The sequence below is a fragment of the Streptomyces sp. NPDC043870 genome, assembly GCF_056435785.1.
Map to the genome: position 1 here is coordinate 36,342 of NZ_JBWKDT010000005.1, position 19,931 is coordinate 56,272.

Below are 19,931 nucleotides of genomic sequence, written 5' to 3' on the forward strand. Positions count from 1 at the left end.
AATCTGATCGCCCATCAGCAGGCGTGGGCAGCCGACTGCCTCTTACCTCTGAAGTGAAACGAACCGCGGTCACGCCTTCGGCGCGGCCCCTGGCGGTCCATCGCTCCGGAGGACGACATGCGCACCACCGCCCGCCTGCTGACCGGCCACGTTCTCGCGGCCGTCTGCCTCGGCGTGCTCGCCGCACCGACCTCGTACGCCGGAGACTTCGAACCGCTGGAGATCACGCCCGCGGTCGTGTCCCCCGGGGCGACCGTCACGGTGCGGACCACCGGCTGTGGCAAGGGCGGCCACGGCACCGGTGACGCCCAGTCGCTCGGCGCGGGTGACTTCAAGCTGTCGCCCTCCGCACGGAAGGAGACCGTGGCCGGAAAGTTCACCGTGCCGAAGAACGCCAAGCCGGGGAACTACGGCATTGCCGTGCTGTGCGACGACGGCAAGGAGGCCACCGGGGATCTCGTGGTGCAGTCCCACGGGCAGCAACCGAGCGGCCATGTGAAGACGGGCGTCGGCGGCAGCGTCGGCCCCGACACCACCCAGATCGCGGCGGGAGCGGCCGTCCTGGCCGCAGCCGCCGTCGGCGGGACCTGGCTCCTGCGTCGCCGGGCGAGCGGCGCGCAGGGCAGTTGACGGGGAGCGGCATTCGCTCAGCCTCCACCGTCGCTCGTACCGCCGTCTCCGCCCCCGTCATGCTTCGTCCGGCTGACGGGGGCGGAGAGCCATATCCCGGACCGACTCCCGGAACCCGGACCATCTCCCCTGTCCCGGAACCCGGACCCGGATCCCGGAGGGCGCCCGGAGCACCGGAGCACACCCGGAGGACCTCATGAAGACCAAGGGCTGGCTGATAGTCGTCGCCGTCTGTATCGGCGTATGGCTGGTCCAGAACGGCTCGAAGCACATCACCCCGCCCGTCCCCTCCGTCGCCGAGGCATTCGCGGCCGGACAGCACACGGACGCCGCCGCCGATCCGCTGCCGCCCTCCGAACCGGTCCGGTTCCGTATCCCGAGGATCGGTGTGGACGCCCCGGTGATGCGGCTCGGGCTCTCCCGGGACAACAGCCTCGACGCCCCGCCCGCGGGGAACAGCAACCTGACGGGCTGGTACGGGAACGGCACGCCCCCGGGCGGCAGAGGCACCGCCATCGTCGTCGGCCATGTCGACAACGCGCGGGGCCCCGCCGTCTTCTACAGCCTGGGCACGCTGAGGAAGGGCCACCGCATCGAGGTCCTCCGCAAGGACGGCCGCACCGCTGTGTTCACGGTCGACGCCGTCGAGGTGTACGAGAACGAGGACTTCCCGGACCGCAAGGTCTACGGGGCCGCGGACCGGGCCGAGCTGCGCGTGATCACCTGTGGCGGCAGCTTCGACGACAAGACCGGCTACCAGGGCAATGTGGTGACGTACGCGCATCTCATCGGCGTACGCGAGCAGGCGCCGCTCCGAGGTGTATCAGGGGCAGGAGCACAGGCACTCTAGGCGGACCACTGGTCGAAAGCGAGCTTCGCGACCAGCGAGAAGACGACCACGAGCAGCACCCCTCGGACGAACTCCGCCCCCTTCTTCAGCGCCATCCGCGCCCCGAACATGCCGCCTGCCAGATTGAACACCGCCATCAGCGCGGCCAGCTGCCACAGCACGGTGCCCTGGTAGGCGAACATCGCGAGCGCCCCGGCGTTGGTGCAGACGTTGACGATCTTGGCGGTGGCGGAGGCGGTCACCAGGTCCAGATGGAGCACCGCGGTCAGCGCGAGCACCAGGAACGTGCCGGTGCCGGGTCCGAACAGCCCGTCGTAGAAGCCGATCCCGCCGCCGACGAGGACGATCGCGGTGACGACCCGGGCCCGGGTGGCCGGGCCCCGGTCCTGGCCGGTACCGAAGGACGGGCGCAGCATCACGAACGCCGCGACACCCAGCAGCACCACCATGATCACCGGACGGAGCACATCGCTGCTGATGCCCGCCGCGAAGAACGCCCCGCCCATGGACCCGGCGAGAGCAGCGAGCCCGATCCGTACCGCCGTCCTCACCTGGACCGGGGCCTTGCGGACGTAGGTCACCGCCGCGCCCGAGGTGCCGACGATGGCCACCGCCTTGTTGGTGCCCAGGATGTGCGCGGCCGGGACCTGCGGCATACCGAGCAGCAGCGCGGGCAGGAGCAGCAGCCCGCCGCCGCCCACCACCGCGTCGATCCAGCCGGCCGCGGCAGCGGCGAGACACAGGAACACGAGGGTGGTCAGCGATATGTCAGGCATGACCGCGACCCTAGGAAGCGGATACGTGTGCCGTCCATCATTCCCGGGAGAGTTGAGCTACGTCTGAGGTTCCGCCGACGGGCACCCGGTCGGGGGCGGGCGGGGCGGCCGGCTGGGGCCGCGGTGAGCAGGGTCGCGGTGACCGCGCTCGCGCCGACGAGCGTGGCGGCGAGCCGGCGCCTGGCTCCCTACGGTACGGCTGTCGGGAAAGAGTCTGGTCAGCGACGTACGGGAGATCCTTAAGGCGGCCTTGAGGCAAGTCCTGACCACGGGTTGAGCCATGGGCTGGGCGACGCGGTGGGCGCGGGTACGTGTGCGTCCCTCATACACCGGCCGATGCATCCCTCACACACCGGCCGACCGGGCGCTGAGGGCAGTGTTCCGCGCGGGAAACAACCGGGATGCCATCGGGTAACACCCGCGCCGCAGGCTACGGACATGGATTCGAGGATCGTGGTGATCGGCGCCGGGATGGCGGGCGCGCGGCTGGCGCGACAGCTGGCCCCGGCGTGCGACGTCACGCTGCTCGGCGAAGAGCCGCACGCCCCCTACAACAGGGTGCTGCTCGCCGAGGTGCTCGCCGGCCGGTACGGCCCCGAGGTGATCGCCCTGCCGCCGGTGCCGGACGCCGCGGACACGGTGCGGCGCGGGGTCCGGGCGGTGCGGATCGACCGCGGGGCACGGACGGTGCACTGCGCGGACGGTTCGGCGGTGGCATACGACCGGCTGGTGCTGGCGACCGGATCGAACCCGGTGCTGCCGCCGCTGCGCGGCATCGGCGGGCGGCTGCCGGACGGCGTCCACCCCTTCCGCACGCTCGACGACTGTCTGGCCCTCGCGGCCGTGGCCCGCCCCGGCATCCGTGCCGTGGTCGTCGGCGGCGGGCTGCTCGGCGTCTCGGCGGCCCGGGCGCTGGCGGAACGCGGCGCGGACGTCGTCCTGGCCCACCAGGGGCCCTCCCTGATGGACCGCCACCTCGACCCGGCGGCGGGCGCGCTGGTCCGGCGCCACCTGGAGGACCTGGGCGTGGAGGTCCACACCGAGTGCCGCGCCCGGGGTCTGCGCCATGACGAGGTGGTCACCGGCGTCGAACTCGCCGACGGGTTCGTCCTCGACGCGGAGTGCGTGGTCCTCGCGTGCGGGGTCCGTCCGCGCACCGGACTCGCCGCGGACGCGGGCCTGGACGTCCGTCAGGGAATCGTGGTCGACGACCAGCTGCGTACGTCCGACCCGTACATCCACGCCATCGGTGACTGCGCCGAACACGCGGGCACGGTCTACGGCCTCGCAACGGCCGCCGTGGAACAGGCGGACGTCCTGGCGGCGATCCTGACCTCGGACCTGCTGTCCGGCCCGGGCTCTGCCCCGGACCCCGCAGCCTCCGTCGCCGACGGCGCTCCTTCGCAGCCCGTCGGGGTTACCTCCCTGGGGGTGCCCCCAGGCGAAGCTCCGGGGGAGAAGCTCCGGGGGAGTCCGACGACGGACACACCGGCCCACCCGGCGGGACCGGGCCCCTTCGAAACCCCGACGGCCCCCACGCCCGAGCGGCTGCCGGGGCTCGGGGCCGAGCCCGGACCGGGGCCCGGGGAGCCGCAGGGCCCCCGCTACACCGGCACACGCGCCCTCACCCGGCTCACCCTCGGCAGCGCCGGCAGCTTCGACATCGCCGCGTTCGGGGAGCCGTCGCCGCAGCCCGGCGACGACGTCGTGCAGCTCGCGGACGCCACCCGCGGCGCCTACCGGAAGGTCGTCGTCCGCGGTGACCGGCTCGTCGGGGGCGTACTCCTCGGGGATCTCGCCACCGTCGGCGCGCTCGCCCGGGCCTGGGAGGGCGACGAAGCCCTGCCGCCCGCCCCACTGCTCCACCTGCTCACCAACGATGGAGGCTCCTGAGATGGCCACAGCGGACACCTCGTCCACCCCCACGATCGTGCTCGTCGGCCACGGGATGGTCGGCCAGCGCTTCCTGGAGGCCCTCGCGGAGCGGGGCGTCACCGGGCGGGCGCGGGTCGTCGTCCTCTGCGAGGAGCCGCGGCCGGCGTACGACCGGGTCCAGCTGACCTCGTACTTCTCCGGCCGTACCCCGGACGAGCTCTCCCTCGTCGAGGAGGGGTTCATGGCGCGGCACGGCATCGAGCTGTTTCTCGACGACCCGGCCGAGCTGATCGACCGCGAGGCGCGCACGGTCACCTCGCGTGCCGGACGGACGTTCACGTACGACACCCTCGTCCTGGCGACCGGCTCGTACCCGTTCGTGCCGCCCGTGCCCGGCAAGGACGCCGAGGGCTGTTTCGTCTACCGCACCATCGAGGATCTCCTCGCCATCGAGGAGTACGCGATGACCTCCCGCACCGGCGTGGTCGTCGGCGGCGGGCTCCTCGGCCTGGAGGCGGCGGGTGCGCTCAAGGGCCTCGGCCTGGACACCCACATCGTGGAGTTCGCGCCGCGCCTGATGCCGGTTCAGGTCGATGACGGCGGCGGCGCGGCGCTGCTGCGCACCATCGAGGGCATGGGGCTGACCGTCCACACGGGCGTCGGCACCCAGGAGATCGTCACCTCCGAGGGAACAGCCACGGGGATGAAGCTCTCCGACGGCTCGGAGCTCAGCACCGATCTCGTCGTCTTCTCGGCCGGTGTACGGCCGCGCGACCAGCTCGCCCGCGACATGGGCCTGGACGTCGGCGAGCGCGGCGGCATCGTCGTCGACGAGCGGTGCCGCACCTCGGACCCCTCCGTGTACGCGATCGGCGAGTGCGCCCTCGCCTCGGACGGCCGCGTGTACGGACTGGTCGCGCCCGGCTACGAGATGGCGACGACCGTCGCCGACGTCCTCGCCGACGAGACTGCCGAAAGCTCCTTCACCGGTGCCGACATGTCGACGAAGCTGAAGCTGCTCGGTGTGGACGTGGCGTCGTTCGGCGACGCGCACGGCACGGCCGAGGGCTGCCTGGACGTCGTGTACTCCGACTCGCGTGCGGGCGTGTACAAGAAGCTCGTGGTCAGCCCGGAGGGCGCGCTGCTCGGCGGCGTCCTGGTCGGTGACGCCGACTCGTACGGCATGCTGCGGCCACTCACGGGCTCGGTCCCGCCCGTCTCGCCCGAGCAGCTGGTGCTGCCCGCCGGCGCCGGCGCGCCCGTCGCCCTCGGCCCTTCCGCCCTCCCCGACGACGCCGTCATCTGCTCCTGCCACAACGTCACCAAGGGCGCGATCTGCGAGCACACCTCGCTCCCCGAGGTCAAGAAGTGCACCAAGGCCGGTACCGGCTGCGGCAGTTGCGTCAAGGTCATCGGCCAACTGCTTCCGCAGTCCACGGACAAGGGGCTGTGCGGCTGCTTCTCCTACACCCGCAGCGAGCTGTACGAGATCGTCCGCACCCTGCGGCTGACGTCGTACGCGGCCGTGCTCGACTCCCACGGCCGTGAGGAGGCACGTGGCGGCGACGGCTGCGAGATCTGCAAGCCCGCGGTGGGGTCGATCCTCGCGAGCCTGGGCAACGGTTACATCCTCGACGGCGAACAAGCCGCGCTCCAGGACACCAACGACCACTTCCTGGCGAACCTGCAGCGCAACGGCTCGTACTCGATCGTGCCGCGCATCCCGGGCGGCGAGATCACCCCCGACAAGCTGATCGTGATCGGCGAGGTGGCCCGGGACTTCGGCCTCTACACGAAGATCACGGGCGGCCAGCGGATCGACCTGTTCGGCGCGCGGGTGGACCAGCTTCCGGCGATCTGGACGCGCCTCGTCGACGCCGGCTTCGAGTCGGGGCACGCGTACGGAAAGGCGCTGCGGACGGTCAAGTCCTGTGTGGGGCAGACCTGGTGCCGCTACGGCGTCCAGGACAGCGTCCGCATGGCCATCGACCTTGAGCTGCGCTACCGGGGGCTGCGGGCCCCGCACAAGCTGAAGTCGGCGGTCTCGGGCTGCGCCCGCGAATGCGCGGAGGCCCAGTCCAAGGACTTCGGCGTGATCGCCACGGCCTCGGGGTGGAATCTGTACGTCGGCGGGAACGGCGGCGCCACACCCCGCCACGCGGACCTGCTCGCCCAGGACCTGTCCGACGCCGAACTGGTGCGGCTGATCGACCGGTTCCTGATGTTCTACATCCGTACCGCGGACCGGCTGGAGCGCACCTCCACCTGGCTGGAGCGCCTGGAAGGCGGCCTGGACCACCTGCGGGACGTCGTCGTGCACGACTCGCTCGGGCTGTGCGACGAGCTGGAGGCGCTGATGACGGAGCATGTCGCGGGCTACCGCGACGAGTGGGCCGAGACGCTGGACGACCCGGACCGGCTGCGCCGCTTCGTGTCGTTCGTGAACGCGCCGGACGCGCCGGACCCGTCGGTGCGGTTCATCCCCGAGCGCGACCAGATCAAGCCGGACCTCACCATCCTGACTCTGGAAGGGACTTCGACCCGATGACACTCCAACTCCAGCTGGAGGGAACCTGGTTCCCCGTCTGCGAGATCTCCGGGCTCACTCCCGGCCGGGGCATGGCGGCACTGCTCCCCGACGGCCGCCAGGCCGCCGTCTTCCTGGACCGCGCGGGCCGGGCGTACGCGATCGACAACCGCGACCCGTTCACGGGCGCCCAGGTTCTCTCCCGCGGCCTGCTGGGGTCCGCGGAGGGCCGGGTGTTCGTCGCCTCGCCGCTGCTGAAGCAGCGGTTCGACCTGGAGACGGGTCAATGCCTGGACGACGACGCGGTGTCGGTGCGTGCCTACCCTGTCCGGATGTCCGCGCGGGCGTCGGCCCTGACGCCGGCCACGGCCCCGGCCAGGGAACGGGCCGACGCGTAAATGCCGTGCGGCGTCTCACGGGCCTCCGGTACCGTCCGGGCCCATGACGCCTCCCCGCATACGTCCTCCGTTCGTGGCCGACGAGCGGACCCAGCTCGTCGGCTGGCTCGACATGCAGCGCGCGATCGTCCACTACAAGTGCGAGGGCCTGTCCGGGGCGGACGCGCACCGGTCCGTGCTTCCGACGTCGCCGCTCATGACCGTGGCGGGCATCGTCTCCCACATGCGCTGGACCGAGCAGGTCTGGTTCGAGGTCCTCTTCCTCGGCCGGCCGGCCGACGGGCCGCAGTTCGACGACAAGGTCGAGGACGCCGACATGATCGTCGACGGCGTCCCGCTCGAGCAGCTGCTGGAGGAGTACGAGCGGCAGTGCGCGGTGTCGAACGAGATCATCGCCGCCCACTCGCTGGATGAGGTGGGCCGCCACCCGGACTTCAAGTCCGCAGCCGCGTCGCTGCGCTGGATGCTGATCCACATGGTCGAGGAGACGGCCCGGCACGCGGGTCATCTGGACACGATCCGGGAGCTGCTCGACGGCGAGAAGGGCTACTACTGACCCACGAGGCGGTCGGCGAGTCCGGCCGGCCTGCTGAGGGCGACGAGATGGCCGCCGGGGATCTCCTCGATGTCGAGGCCGAGGCGCTCGCGGACGACACGGCGCTGGAAGCCGACCGGGAAGAACCGGTCGTCGCGGCCCTGGAGGAAGCGGGTGGGGACGTCCGGCCACTGCTTCAGCGGCCATGGCTGGGCGAACAGCGCGGCCGGCGGGCCGGCGGCGTCCGCCGCCAGGGCCTCCTCGGTGATCTCCGGGGGGACGTCGTGGAAGAAGTCCGTCCGCAGGTCGAAGGCGTCGTCCGCGCCTCGGCCGGCGCGGGCCAGGTACTCGGCCCGGGCCTCGGTGTGGCCGGTGGCGTCCCACCACTCCCCCGCCGATTCGCCCGGCGCCGGCACCATGGCGTTGACCAGCACCATCCGCTCCACCGGCACCCGCTCGCAGACCAGCGGTGCGGTGAACCCGGCCAGCGACTGGGCCACCAGGACGATCCCGGGCACAGACCCTGTCGCGGACCCGGCCACGGACCCTTTCGCGGACCCGGTCACGATCCCGCTCCGCCCGCCGATCGCGTCGACGACGGCGTCGGCGTGCTCGGCCAGCCCCGCCGAGTCCTCGGCCGGGAGGTCGACGGCGACGGCGTCATGCCCCAGGGCCCGCAGCTCGGGAATGACGCGGTGCCAGTACCAGGCCCGGCCGTCGGCACCGGGGATCAGCACGAAGGTCGTCATGGTCACCGCCCGGGGGCCGCGCCGGGGAGGCGCCGGACGAAGTCGAGGACTCCCACCCAGGTGGGCCGCAGCGCGATGCGCGCCATGCGCACGCCCGGGACCTCGACCTCGGCGACATTGCGCGCGCCCTGCTCGGGGCCGTAGTAGCGGCGGTGCGCCAACGCGTACTCCGGCACGATCCCGTCCACTTCGGTGACCTCCACCGGCCCGCGCAGGAGCAGGACCTCGGGCGGCGGCCCGGGCGTGTCGATGGTGACGGCGACGGCGGGGCGATCCCGAAGGGAGGCGATCTTGTGGGCGCCGACGAAGGTTGCGAACACGAGCTCCTCGCCCGTCCAGTGGAACATCATCGGCATCACGCGAGGCGTCCCGTCCCGCGCCACGTAGGCGAAGCGGGCCAGCTCGGTGGACGCGAGCAGGCGCCGGGCCATGTCGCTGTGGAGCAGTCGTACGTCACCCTGCGGCAGTTCCATCGGGCCGGTGCTCGCCATGGCAGCCTCCTCGCCCCCGCTCCCACAGATCCTAGGCCCGGGCCCTCGCCCTCGCCGGGTCCAGGGACGACGGAGGAGACACTGGACCGGTGACGACCGGACCGCATGACGGCTGGGCCCGCTACTGGAGGGACCCGGAGCGCCCGCTGGAAGCCATGCACGCGCACTTCTCCACTCATGTGTACGCGCGGCACAGCCATGACACCTACTCCTTCGGCTTCACCGAGGCCGGCGCCCAGCGGTTCAGCTGCCGCGGCGGGGCGCACACCAGCGCCGCCGGACTGCTGATGGCGTTCAATCCCGACGATCCGCACGACGGGCGGGCCGCGACCGAGCTCGGTTACCAGTACCGGATGGTGCACATCGGCCCGGAGCTGGTGCGGGACGTGCTCGCGGACGCGACCGGCGGGCGCGGCACCATGCCGCTGTTCACGACGCCCGTGCTGCACGATCCGGTGCTGCGCGGCACGCTGCTGCGGCTGCACACGGCGCTGGCCGGCGCGGCGGATCCGCTGGTGCGGGACGAGCGGCTGACGGCCGCGGTGACGGCGATGGTGCGCCGGGGCGCGTCCGGGACGGTCCGGGTGCCCGACGCGCCGGGCGGCTCCCGCACGCGGGCGGCCCGCCGGGCGCGCGACCTGCTGCGGGAGAGATACGCCGAGCAGATCCCCGCGCAGTGGCTGGCGGACGCGGCGGGGCTGAGCCGGTTCGCGCTGTACCGGGCGTTCCGTGCCGAGTACGGGATGACGCCGAGCGACTACCAGCGGCTGCTGCGGCTGCGCCGGGGGCGGGAGCTGCTGGCGGGCGGGGTGACGGCGGCGGAAGCGGCAGCCGTGACGGGGTTCGCGGACCAGTCCCACTTCCACCGGTGGTTCGTGCGGTACTACGGGCTGACGCCCGGCACGTATCAGCGCGCGGGCATTGCGGCGTGAGCTGGAGGTCCCGGACGGGAGGAACAGGGCGACAAGGGGCAGGGACGGTCAACGGCAGAACGGTGCAGGGCGGGGCGGTGAAAGGCGGGGCGGAAAGGCGGGCACCCTCGACCATACGCACCCGTACGGTCGGGGGTACGCTGGCAGCACAGGTCTTTCCTGCCGACACGTACCGGAGGAGCCCGCCATGCCGACGAAAACCGGCTGGACCACACGCGACATCCCCGACCAGAGCGGGCGGACCGCCGTGGTCACCGGAGCCAACAGCGGAATCGGACTCGTCACGGCCCGTGAGCTCGCCCGCCGCGGCGCGCGGGTGCTTCTCGCGTGCCGCAGCGAGTCCCGCGGCAAGGAGGCCGAGGAGCTCATCAAGCGGCAGGTTCAGGGCGCGGACGTGGAGTTCCGGCCACTGGACCTGGCCGACCTCGCCTCCGTACGGCAGTTCGCGAAGTCGTACGAGCCGGAGACGCTGGATCTGCTCATCAACAACGCGGGCGTGATGGCGCTCCCCTACGGCACGACCGCCGACGGTTTCGAGACCCAGTTCGGGGTCAATCACCTGGGGCACTTCGCCCTCACCGGACTGCTGCTCCCGAAACTGCTCAACACGCCGGGCGCCCGCGTGGTGAGCGTGTCCAGCGGGATGCACGCAATCGCCAATGTCGACATGGGCGACCTCAACAGCGAGCGCCGCTACCGCCGTTGGGTGTCCTACGGCCGCTCCAAGACGGCGAACCTGCTGTTCGTCCACGAGCTGGCACGCAGACTGCGGGCCGCAGGCTCGGACGTCGTCGCGGCGGCCGCACACCCCGGCTACGCGGCGACCAACCTCCAGACCGCGGGCGCGAAGATGGAGGGCCGCCGGACGGCCGAGCGGCTCGCCGAGCTCGCCAACCGGATCATCGCCCAGCCCGCCGAGATGGGCGCGCTGCCGACGCTGTACGCCGCGACGGCGCCCGGTGTGCAGCCCGACTCGTTCACCGGACCGGTGATCCAGGGACTGCGGGGCACGCCCACGAAGTCCTGGCGGGCCAAGTGGACGCTGGACGACGTCACCGGTGAGCGGCTCTGGGTGGCGTCCGAGCAGCTCACCGGCGTGTCGTACGAGAGCCTGAGGTCCTGATCAGGAGTGGCCCACAAACAGTCCTGGTCGGGAGTGGTCCACAACAGTCCTGGTCAGGAGTGGTCCACAACAGTCCTGGTCAGGAGTGGTCCACAACGGCCTTCGGGTCCATCCACACGACCTCCCAGATGTGATGGTCCGGGTCCTGGAAGGAACGGCCGTACATGAAGCCGTGGTCCTGGGGCTCGTTCGCCGGCGACCCGCCGGCCCCGAGGGCCGCGTCGGCCAGCTCGTCGACCTTCTCCCGGCTCTCGGCGCTGAGCGCGATGATCGCCTCGGTGGTGGCGGCCGCGTCGGCGATGTCCTTCTTCGTGAAGTCCTTGAAGCGGGGCTCGGTGAGGAGCATCGCGAAGATGGTGTCGCTGAAGACGAGACAGGCGGCGTTCTCGTCGCTGAACTGGGGGTTGAAGGAGTAGCCGAGCTTGCTCCAGAAGGCCTTCGACTTCTCGAGGTCCTTCACCGGCAGGTTCACGAAGATCATCTGGGACATCGCTGTTCTCGCTCTCGTCGTCGCGTTGCTGTGGTGTCGGCTTTCGGGGGGTAGACCCACGGGCCGCGCGGAACTCATCGCCGCCGGGAGAGAAATTTTCAGCCCTGCTCGGCCCTGCTCGGCCTGCTCGGCCCCGATGCCCAGCCGCCTGCCGCCCGGCTCCGGTTCCGGGCTCGGGGCTCCGGCTCCGGGCTCCGGGTCCGGGCTCCGGGTCCGGGCTCCGGGTCCGGGCTCCGGCGCGGCCGCCTAATCCAGCCCCGACGCCCTGAAGACCGCCCCCGCCTCGTCCCGCTCGATCCGGGCCGCCAGCGCGTTCAGCACGTCCGTTCCGTTGCGAAGCAGCCCGCTCGCCGACGCCGACCGGGCCCCCTGGTCCAGGACGTGCCACAGGACCGGGTTCGCCACGAGGATCCTCGGGTCGAGCTCGACCCGGTTGCCGAGGGCGTCGCGGAGGACCAGCCGCTGAGCGACGGCGCCGTCACGATGGAGCACCTGGACGAGAAGGTCCGTGCTGACCCGGCGCTCGTGCACGAGCCCCCGGACCGCGAGCCAGTCACGGCCCGCCGTCACCCGCGGCGGAAAGAGAACCGCGAACAGCACCACCGCGAGCGTGCACCACATCGCCGAGCGCAGCGGGCGGAGCGTGCCGCTGCCGAGGTCCACGAGGTGGAGCAGGGTGAGCAGGCTGCCGGCGCACAGGAACGCGACCCTCAGGTCGGACGCCCGGCAACGGTCCTCCGCGCCGGGTGTCCTGTCGCCTCCCATGGCCGCAGACGCTAGGCCGGGCGCCGCGCGGCCCACCAGGGTGCGAACGCGCCAGAGGCGTGGGAAGGCGGGCGAGGTACCGTCGCTCTCATGGGCAGCGCGGGCAAGAAGATCACCGAGAAACTGTCGGGCGAGGCGCTGAGCACCGCCACCGGCAAGGACTGGGACGACTGGTTCGCCCTCCTCGAGGCGTGGGGTGCCACCGCTCAGGGGCACACCGCGATCGCCCGGTATCTGGTCGACGCCCACGGCGTGCCCGGCTGGTACGCCCAGTCGATCACCGTGGGGTACGAGCAGGAGCGCGGGCTGCGCGCCGTCGGCCAGGCCTGCGACGGCGACTGGCAGGCCTCGGGCAGCAAAACGGTCAACGCACCGGCGAAGCTCGTCACCGCATGGTTCGTCGACGACGCGCTGCGCGCCCGCTGGCTCCCCGACGGCGAATTCACCGTCCGCACCCACCGGCCCGGCAAGTCCCTGACCGCGGACTGGGACGGCGGCTCCAGCCGGATCTCGGTCCATCTCACGGTGAAGGGCGAGGAGAAGACGCAGATCGGCCTCGGCCACACCAAGCTGCCGGACGCGGACGCGGTCGCCGCCTACAAGGCGTTCTGGAAGGAACGCCTGGCCGACCTCAAGGAGCAGCTGGAGAGCTGACGGCCTCGTCCGAGGCCGCTCCTGTGCGTATGCACCAGCGGGACAGCACTCCGCGCTTGTCGTCGTACGTCAGCCACGTCCCGTCCCCGAGGGGGCGTACGAGGCTGTCGACGGGCTCCGGGTACGTGATGAGCCCACGTATCCCCAGGCTGTGCGCGTCGAGCAGCCGGTGGCGGGCGAGGTCGGGGGCCTCGTCGTACTCGGTGGTCGTCACGATGACGGTGTCCGCATCGACGAATCCGCCGCCGTAGTCCCAGCACGGGGGATTCCCCTCCGCGTCCGGCTTCGCGTCCGGCTTCGCGTCCGGCTCCTCGTCCTCCTCCGGGCCGGCGGCCGGCAGGACTTCCGCGTCCCCGGTCGCCAGGACGTCGCCGTCCAACGCGTGCAGCTGGACATCCGCACCGTAGTGCTCCATGGACAGGAAGCCGCCGTGCGCGGGGTGGACGTCGGCGAGGATGCGGTCCTCGGTCTCGTTGAGGTCCCAGGTGGTCAGGGCGGATCCGTCCCACCGGCCCCAGTGCAGCAGGATGCCGTCCTGGCCCATGCCGATGCAGAGGCCCATGTGCACCCGTCGGGATGGGAGAGGTGGTTCGAACCGGAGGTCACGCTGTCCAGCTCCAGGCAGGCCAGCTCCGTGCCGTCCCGGGCGTCCAGGACGACCCACCGCTCCTCGTAGTCGTCGTCATCGGCGCCCGGCACGTGCGCCCACACCAGGCGGCCGTCGTCCGAGATCCGGCAGGACCCGGACTCGCTGCCCCGGCAGACCTCCGTCTCGTCCCCGGTGTGCGGATGGCCGATCTGCTGGTCCCAGCAGCCGTGCCGGTACGTCCACAGGGTCTCGCCGTCCGCCCCGACCGCCCGCACCGAGCGCTGCCCCGAGAACACCGCGAACGAAGCGTCCGGGCTCACCGAGTGCTCCCCGTGCCGCCATCCCGGCCACGGGACCGGGAAGGTGACCTGCGGCTGCGTCACCCCCGCCCACAGCCGCTCCAGGTCGTGGACCACGAGCGCGTCCCCGGTGCGGAGCAGCGCCCGGCGCGCGCCGCCCGCCCGGCTCTCCAGGGCGAATCCGTCGACCAGCGCACCCGCGTACGACAGGTGCACCGAAGCGAACAACTGCACTGGAATCGAAGTGGTGATCGACATGCCGCAAAGGTAACGGCCCCCACTGACAACGCCCTGGCCAGCCCTGACAGCCCCCGGCCGGAACCGACGTTTCCGCTTCACCAACCGTTGATGCCACGTCAACTCCGGACCTCTATGTTCCGTTGGCGCGCCACCCCGCCCGCTGCCCGGCGGCGCGGGGCAAGTCACGACTCCCCTGGAGTGACAGTGGAACGACGCAGCTTCCTGCGCGGTGCGGTCATCGGCGGCACGGCCGCCGCGTTCGGCGGAACGCTGATGCACGGGGCGGCCTACGCGGCGCCGGCCCAGCCGGGCCCGAGCCCCTACGGGCCGCTCGGCTCGGCGGACGCGAACGGCATCATGCTGCCCAGCGGTTTCACCAGCCGGGTGATCGCCCGGTCCGGCCAGACGGTGTCCGGCACCTCCTACACCTGGCACAACGCCCCTGACGGCGGCGCGTGCTTCGCCGACGGCTCCGGATGGATCTACGTGTCCAACTCGGAGATCAACCCCAGCGGCGGCGCCAGTGCCGTGAAGTTCAACTCGTCCGGCACCGTCACCGGCGCCTACCGCATCCTGTCCAACACCCGGCAGAACTGTGCCGGTGGCGCCACCCCGTGGAACACCTGGCTGTCCTGCGAGGAGGTCAGCCTCGGCTACGTCTACGAGACCAACCCGTGGGGCGGCACCGCCACGCGCCGGGACGCCATGGGCAAGTTCAAGCACGAGGCGGCCGCCGCCGACCCGGTCCGCCGGGTCATCTACCTGACCGAGGACGAGTCCAACGGCTGCTTCTACCGGTTCATCCCCACCACCTGGGGCAACCTCTCCTCCGGCACGCTCCAGGTGCTCAAGGCCGGCACCGGCACCTCCGGCAGCTTCACCTGGGGGACCGTGCCCGACCCGGACGGCTCCCCGACGGTCACCCGCGACCAGGTCTCGGGCGCCAAGCGGTTCAACGGCGGCGAGGGCTGCCACTACGCCAACGACACCGTCTGGTTCACCACCAAGGGCGACAACCGCGTCTGGCAGCTGAACCTCGCCAGCAGCACGTACGAGCTGGCCTACGACGACTCCCTGGTTCCCGGCGGCGGCGCACCGCTGACCGGCGTGGACAACATCACCGGCGCCTCCTCCGGTGACCTGTACGTCGCCGAGGACGGCGGCAACATGGAGATCTGCATCATCACCCCGGACGACGTCGTCGCGCCGTTCCTGCGGATCACCGGCCAGTCCAGTTCCGAGATCACCGGACCGGCCTTCTCGCCGAACGGCTCACGGCTGTACTTCTCCAGCCAGCGCGGTACGAGCGGCAGTTCGTCCGGCGGCATCACCTACGAGGTGACGGGACCGTTCCGCTCGTAAGCGCCCCCGGGGTCGCCGACGCGGCCGGCACCATCGGCTCCCGCTGGGCGCAGCCCTTCAGCAGGGCGGCGCCCAGCGGTGTCACCGTGTGGAGCACCGCGTTGCCGTTCCGCAGGGTGACCACGAGGCCGGCATCCCGCAGCACACCGGCGTGCTGACTGGCGGAGGCCAGCGACACGCCGGCCCTGCGGGCGAGTTCGCTCGTCGTGCAGCCGTTGCCGATGGACTGCATGACCGCCGAGCGGGTGTGGCCGACGAGCCGGCCGAGCGACAGCCCGTCCCGCTCGGAGGGACCCGGGCAGCCGGTGTGCGTGACGGGGTAGACGAGGGTGGGCGGCAGCGCCGGATCCCGCCGGACCACCGGAGCGCCGCGGCAGAAGTACGACGGCTGCAGCAGCAGCCCACGTCCTTCCAGATGCACATCGCGGTCGAGCGGATAGTCGGCTTCCAGGACGGGCGCGGACCAGCGCAGCATCGGCGGCAGCGAGGCGAGCAGTTCGTCCGCGCCGCCGTCGAGGAGGGCCCGGCCGCGGACGGCCCGGTCGGCCTCCACGGCGGCCTGGATCTGTGGCCAGTACGGCTCGACCGCGGCCCGGTGGTAACTGCGCAGCGCCCCGATGAGCCGGGCCATCGGCTCCGGGGAGCCCTCGGCGAGCCCGGCGAGCCGGCCGGGCAGCCCGGCCTGCGGGCGGTCGGCGACGAGCATCCCGAGCTCGGCGCTCAGCCGTCGCGGCGGCGTCGCACGCACGGCCTCCAGGCCCTCCTCGAGGCCGTGCAGCCCTTCGGGCGGAGTCAGGAAATCAGGGAAATAGCCGCGCGGCGGCACAAGCGCGGCCAGTAGCCGCGTTTCACCGTTCAACCGGGAGCGGGTTTCCGCACGCCATTCCCCGAAGACGCCGGCGCCGCGCCGGTCTCGTAAACGGTGAAAACTCAGAATCGTCTCCCACAAAACGTCCGGCCTGACCGCCATACGCACCTTGGCGAGGTCATCTCCGGTGAAGTGGATTCGCAGCACGGAACCCCCACTGTTGCATCCGCAATCGCCCCCGTCACTGAGTATGCATGCAATCACAGGACGTTACCACGGTGTTTCAGCCACAGTTGAAACGCATCGCGGATGACCATGCCGAACCGAAAAGCTGTACGACGTCGGGCACGAAACCTTCGGGTACCGAGGGGCGAGGCAAAGACCGTGGGGGGCTTTCCACGCCTGGCGGCGGTCGGCGGAGGTTGCGGCTCCGTGTCCGGCATTGGTAATGGGGCGCGGCCGGTGGGTGGGGATCCGCCGACCGCGCCCCGCCTGTTCTTTGCTCAACGAATGGCGAAAATCCAGCTTCCGTTAATCCCGCTACTGGTCCGCCATTCAACAGGATTCACCAAACTCGCATAGGACTCAGCAAAAGGAAACGAGCGGGACAGACACCTCCGCACAAGGTGTCCGTCCCGCTCGTCTCTTGGTGCACCGGGGCCGCCGGCCGGTCGGTGAGGGTCGGGGACCACCGACGGCCCCGGAGTCGGGGTGCAGGGCGGCCCAGGGGGCCGGCCCCGCGACGGATCAGCGGCTGTCGCTCCCGGAGGCCTGCGCCGCCGCGCGGCCCGCCTCCAGGCGTGCCACCGGGATCCGGAAGGGCGAGCAGGACACGTAGTCCAGGCCCACCTCGTGGAAGAAGTGCACCGACTCGGGGTCGCCGCCGTGCTCGCCGCAGACGCCGAGCTTCAGGTCCGGGCGGGTGGCCCGGCCGGCTGCGACCGCGTTGCGTACGAGCGAGCCGACGCCGTCCTTGTCGATGGTCTCGAACGGGCTGACGCCGAAGATGCCCTTCTCCAGGTACGCCGTGAAGAAGCTGGCCTCCACGTCGTCCCGGCTGAAGCCCCACACGGTCTGGGTGAGGTCGTTCGTTCCGAACGAGAAGAACTCGGCGGCCTCCGCGATCTGACCGGCGGTCAGCGCGGCGCGCGGCAGCTCGATCATCGTGCCGAGCGCGAGCTTCAGCTCGACGCCGGTCCTGGCCTCGACCTCCGCGATGACCTGCTCGGCCTCCTCGCGGACGATCTCCAGCTCCTGGACGGTGCCGACGAGCGGGATCATGATCTCGGCGCGCGGGTCGCCCTTGGCGTTCTTGCGCTCGGCCGCGGCCTCGGCGATGGCCCGTACCTGCATGGTGAACAGGCCGGGGATGACCAGGCCGAGGCGGACGCCGCGCAGGCCCAGCATCGGGTTCTGCTCGTGGAGCCGGTGCACGGCCTGGAGCAGCCGCAGGTCGTTCTCGTTGGAGTCCTTGCGGGCCTCGGCGAGGGCGACACGCACCGACAGCTCGGTGATGTCCGGCAGGAACTCGTGCAGCGGCGGGTCGAGCAGCCGCACGGTCACCGGCAGCCCGTCCATCGCCTCGAAGAGCTCGACGAAGTCCTTCTTCTGCAGCGGCAGCAGGTTCTTCAGCGCGTCCTCGCGCTCGTCGTCGGTGTCGGCGAGGATCAGCTTCTCGACCATCTCGCGGCGCTCACCGAGGAACATGTGCTCGGTACGGCACAGGCCGATGCCCTGGGCACCGAAGCGACGGGCGCGCAGCGCGTCCTCGGCGTTGTCGGCGTTGGCCCGTACGCGCAGCCGGCGCACCCGGTCCGCGTACGCCATGATCCGGTGCACGGCGGCGACCAGCTCGTCGGCGTCGTCGGCACCCGCGTGCATACGGCCCTCGAAGTACTCGACGACCGGGGACGGCACGACCGGAACCTCACCGAGGTACACCTTGCCGGTGGAGCCGTCGATGGAGACGACGTCGCCCTCCTCGATCACCGTGCCGTTCACGGTCATCCGGCGGCGCTTGGTGTCGACCTCCAGCTCCTCGGCACCGCAGACACAGGTCTTGCCCATGCCGCGGGCGACGACGGCCGCGTGCGAGGTCTTGCCGCCGCGCGAGGTGAGGATGCCCTCGGCCGCGATCATGCCGTCGAGGTCGTCCGGGTTGGTCTCGCGGCGGATCAGGATGACCTTCTCGCCGGAGCGCGACCACTTGACGGCCGTGTACGAGTCGAAGACGGCCTTGCCGACCGCCGCGCCCGGAGAGGCGGCGATACCGCGACCGATCTTCTCCACCTTGGCCGACTCGTCGAAGCGCGGGAACATCAGCTGTGCGAGCTGGGCGCCGTTGACGCGCTGGAGCGCCTCGGCCTCGTCGATGAGGCCCTGGTCGACGAGCTGGGTGGCGATCCGGAAGGCGGCACCGGCGGTGCGCTTGCCGACGCGGGTCTGGAGCATCCACAGCTGGCCGCGCTCGATGGTGAACTCGATGTCGCACAGGTCCTTGTAGTGCGTCTCGAGCGTTTCCATGATCTGCATCAGCTGGTCGTACGACTTCTTGTCGATCGACTCCAGCTCGGCGAGCGGCACGGTGTTGCGGATACCCGCGACGACGTCCTCGCCCTGCGCGTTCTGCAGGTAGTCGCCGTAGACGCCCTGGTGGCCGCTGGCCGGGTCACGGGTGAAGGCGACGCCGGTGCCGGAGTCGGGACCGAGGTTGCCGAAGACCATCGAGCAGACGTTGACCGCGGTGCCGAGGTCGCCGGGGATGCGCTCCTGGCGGCGGTACAGCTTCGCGCGGTCGGTGTTCCAGGAGTCGAAGACCGCCTTGATGGCGAGGTCCATCTGCTCGCGCGGGTCCTGCGGGAAGTCGCGGCCCGCCTCGGCCTTGACGATCTTCTTGAAGTTCCTGACCAGCTTCTTGAGGTCGGCCGCCTCGAGGTCGGTGTCGACGGTGACCTTCTTGGCGGCCTTGGCCGCCTCGAGGGCGTCCTCGAAGAGTTCGCCGTCGACGCCGAGGACGGTCTTGCCGAACATCTGGATGAGCCGGCGGTACGAGTCCCAGGCGAAGCGCTCGTCGCCCGCCTGCTTGGCCAGGCCCTCCACGGACTTGTCGGAGAGCCCGATGTTCAGGACGGTGTCCATCATTCCGGGCATGGAGAACTTGGCGCCGGAGCGTACGGACACGAGCAGCGGGTCGTCGGCCTGGCCGAGCTTCTTCCCCATGCGCTGCTCCAGCGCGTCGAGGTGCGCACTCACCTCGTCACGCAGTGCCGCGGGCTCCGCGCCGCTCTCGAGGTAGACCTTGCAGGCCTCGGTGGTGATGGTGAAGCCCGGGGGGACGGGCAGACCGAGGTTGGTCATCTCGGCGAGGTTCGCGCCCTTGCCACCGAGGAGGTCCTTGAGGTCCTTGTTGCCCTCGGTGAAGTCGTAGACGAACTTCTGATCTTTGTTTTCCGACACGGGTCTCGACTCCTCGAGGACTCGGTGGCTGCCCTGACGGCGAGGAACATACCCAGATCGAAGGCGCCTGGGTACGTCCACTTGTCTGTCATTCGGCCGTAACCACCCGTCCGCCAGCAGATCGCAGGTTACCGATGCGTAAAGCCGTTCGCTCCAGCACCTTCATCCCTCGAAGAGCGCTTGACTCAAAGCAGGCAATCCCCGCTCAGACGAGCGCCCTCCAAGGCACTTGAGTTCAACTAATGAACACAGAAAGGGTGGCACTCAGTGCCACCCCTTCTAAAGTCGCAGCCACCTTATATGCGCTCATCTGAGCGCACCCCTTATCAAGGGTGGCGAGAATCACGCCGCTCAGAAGCGTCCGATTCCACGATCCGGACCC

General features: G+C 71.0%; 19 protein-coding genes. 10 read left to right on the forward strand and 9 right to left on the reverse strand.

What is annotated here, in order from left to right; translation table 11 throughout:
- The first annotated feature begins 117 nt into the window (after positions 1-117).
- Together AC0699_RS08430 and AC0699_RS08435 are read left to right on the forward strand one after the other, a co-directional pair.
- Complete coding sequence (locus AC0699_RS08430) at positions 118-630, forward strand: hypothetical protein (protein ID WP_478657280.1); 513 nt, start codon at positions 118-120, stop codon at positions 628-630.
- 196 nt (positions 631-826) lie between these two features.
- Complete coding sequence (locus AC0699_RS08435; protein WP_478657283.1) at positions 827-1,480, forward strand: class F sortase; 654 nt, start codon at positions 827-829, stop codon at positions 1,478-1,480.
- Here the strand turns inward: AC0699_RS08435 and AC0699_RS08440 are convergent.
- A complete protein-coding gene (locus AC0699_RS08440) occupies positions 1,477-2,256 on the reverse strand; it encodes a sulfite exporter TauE/SafE family protein (RefSeq protein WP_478657285.1) in 780 nt (259 codons plus the stop codon). The two genes, AC0699_RS08435 and AC0699_RS08440, sit on opposite strands and share 4 nt — an antisense overlap.
- Before the next feature lie 438 nt (positions 2,257-2,694).
- Here AC0699_RS08440 and AC0699_RS08445 point away from each other — a divergent pair, with 438 nt between their 5' ends.
- Genes AC0699_RS08445 through AC0699_RS08460 form a run of 4 tightly spaced genes read left to right on the forward strand, consistent with a single transcriptional unit; the run spans position 2,695 to position 7,612 of the window.
- Positions 2,695-4,149: an NAD(P)/FAD-dependent oxidoreductase gene (locus tag AC0699_RS08445; protein ID WP_478657287.1), complete on the forward strand. Its 1,455-nt coding sequence runs from the start codon at positions 2,695-2,697 to the stop codon at positions 4,147-4,149.
- 1 nt (position 4,150) lies between these two features.
- Positions 4,151-6,679, forward strand: coding sequence for a nitrite reductase large subunit NirB (gene nirB, locus AC0699_RS08450; protein WP_478657290.1), 2,529 nt, complete (start codon positions 4,151-4,153; stop codon positions 6,677-6,679).
- On the forward strand, positions 6,676-7,056 hold the full coding sequence (gene nirD / locus AC0699_RS08455) for a nitrite reductase small subunit NirD (protein ID WP_478657292.1): 381 nt from the start codon (positions 6,676-6,678) through the stop codon (positions 7,054-7,056). Before nirB ends, nirD begins: the two co-directional genes overlap by 4 nt.
- Positions 7,057-7,099: 43 nt before the next feature.
- Complete coding sequence (locus AC0699_RS08460) at positions 7,100-7,612, forward strand: DinB family protein (protein ID WP_478657295.1); 513 nt, start codon at positions 7,100-7,102, stop codon at positions 7,610-7,612.
- On the opposite strand, the gene AC0699_RS08465 is transcribed toward AC0699_RS08460, so the two are convergent.
- Together AC0699_RS08465 and AC0699_RS08470 are read right to left on the reverse strand one after the other, a co-directional pair.
- Entirely contained in the window at positions 7,606-8,340 is a 735-nt protein-coding gene (locus AC0699_RS08465; RefSeq protein ID WP_478657297.1) for an alpha/beta fold hydrolase, read from the reverse strand. The two genes, AC0699_RS08460 and AC0699_RS08465, sit on opposite strands and share 7 nt — an antisense overlap.
- A gap of 2 nt (positions 8,341-8,342) precedes the next feature.
- Positions 8,343-8,831, reverse strand: a complete 489-nt coding sequence (locus AC0699_RS08470; RefSeq protein ID WP_478657300.1) for a pyridoxamine 5'-phosphate oxidase family protein — start codon at positions 8,829-8,831, stop codon at positions 8,343-8,345.
- 155 nt (positions 8,832-8,986) lie between these two features.
- On the opposite strand from AC0699_RS08470, the gene AC0699_RS08475 reads away from it, so the two are divergent.
- Positions 8,987-9,763 (forward strand): AraC family transcriptional regulator, encoded by a 777-nt coding sequence (locus AC0699_RS08475; protein ID WP_478657934.1) that lies wholly within the window; start codon positions 8,987-8,989, stop codon positions 9,761-9,763.
- Positions 9,764-9,950: 187 nt separating this feature from the next.
- A complete protein-coding gene (locus AC0699_RS08480) occupies positions 9,951-10,886 on the forward strand; it encodes an oxidoreductase (protein ID WP_478657302.1) in 936 nt (311 codons plus the stop codon).
- Between the two features lie 79 nt (positions 10,887-10,965).
- Here the strand turns inward: AC0699_RS08480 and AC0699_RS08485 are convergent, their stop codons facing one another.
- Both AC0699_RS08485 and AC0699_RS08490 read right to left on the reverse strand, forming a co-directional pair.
- Entirely contained in the window at positions 10,966-11,376 is a 411-nt protein-coding gene (locus tag AC0699_RS08485) for a VOC family protein (RefSeq protein WP_478657304.1), read from the reverse strand.
- Between the two features lie 246 nt (positions 11,377-11,622).
- Positions 11,623-12,141, reverse strand: coding sequence for a hypothetical protein (locus AC0699_RS08490; protein ID WP_478657307.1), 519 nt, complete (start codon positions 12,139-12,141; stop codon positions 11,623-11,625).
- 90 nt (positions 12,142-12,231) lie between these two features.
- Between AC0699_RS08490 and AC0699_RS08495 the strand changes: the two genes are divergently transcribed.
- Positions 12,232-12,795: a hypothetical protein gene (locus AC0699_RS08495; protein ID WP_478657309.1), complete on the forward strand. Its 564-nt coding sequence runs from the start codon at positions 12,232-12,234 to the stop codon at positions 12,793-12,795.
- Here AC0699_RS08495 and AC0699_RS08500 read toward each other — a convergent pair.
- Both AC0699_RS08500 and AC0699_RS08505 read right to left on the reverse strand, forming a co-directional pair.
- Positions 12,773-13,357, reverse strand: a complete 585-nt coding sequence (locus AC0699_RS08500) for a hypothetical protein (protein WP_478657311.1) — start codon at positions 13,355-13,357, stop codon at positions 12,773-12,775. The two genes, AC0699_RS08495 and AC0699_RS08500, sit on opposite strands and share 23 nt — an antisense overlap.
- Positions 13,285-13,941, reverse strand: coding sequence for a hypothetical protein (locus AC0699_RS08505; RefSeq protein ID WP_478657313.1), 657 nt, complete (start codon positions 13,939-13,941; stop codon positions 13,285-13,287). The genes AC0699_RS08500 and AC0699_RS08505 overlap by 73 nt, the downstream gene beginning before the upstream one ends.
- Before the next feature lie 186 nt (positions 13,942-14,127).
- On the opposite strand from AC0699_RS08505, the gene AC0699_RS08510 reads away from it, so the two are divergent.
- Positions 14,128-15,285 carry an alkaline phosphatase PhoX gene (locus tag AC0699_RS08510; RefSeq protein WP_478657315.1) on the forward strand — a complete coding sequence of 386 codons (1,158 nt, stop codon included), beginning with the start codon at positions 14,128-14,130 and terminating at the stop codon, positions 15,283-15,285.
- Here AC0699_RS08510 and AC0699_RS08515 read toward each other — a convergent pair.
- A complete protein-coding gene (locus tag AC0699_RS08515; RefSeq protein ID WP_478657318.1) occupies positions 15,251-16,300 on the reverse strand; it encodes an ArsR/SmtB family transcription factor in 1,050 nt (349 codons plus the stop codon). The genes AC0699_RS08510 and AC0699_RS08515 overlap by 35 nt on opposite strands.
- Before the next feature lie 540 nt (positions 16,301-16,840).
- Positions 16,841-19,549: a pyruvate, phosphate dikinase gene (gene ppdK / locus AC0699_RS08520; protein ID WP_478657320.1), complete on the reverse strand. Its 2,709-nt coding sequence runs from the start codon at positions 19,547-19,549 to the stop codon at positions 16,841-16,843.
- Positions 19,550-19,931 lie beyond the last annotated feature (382 nt).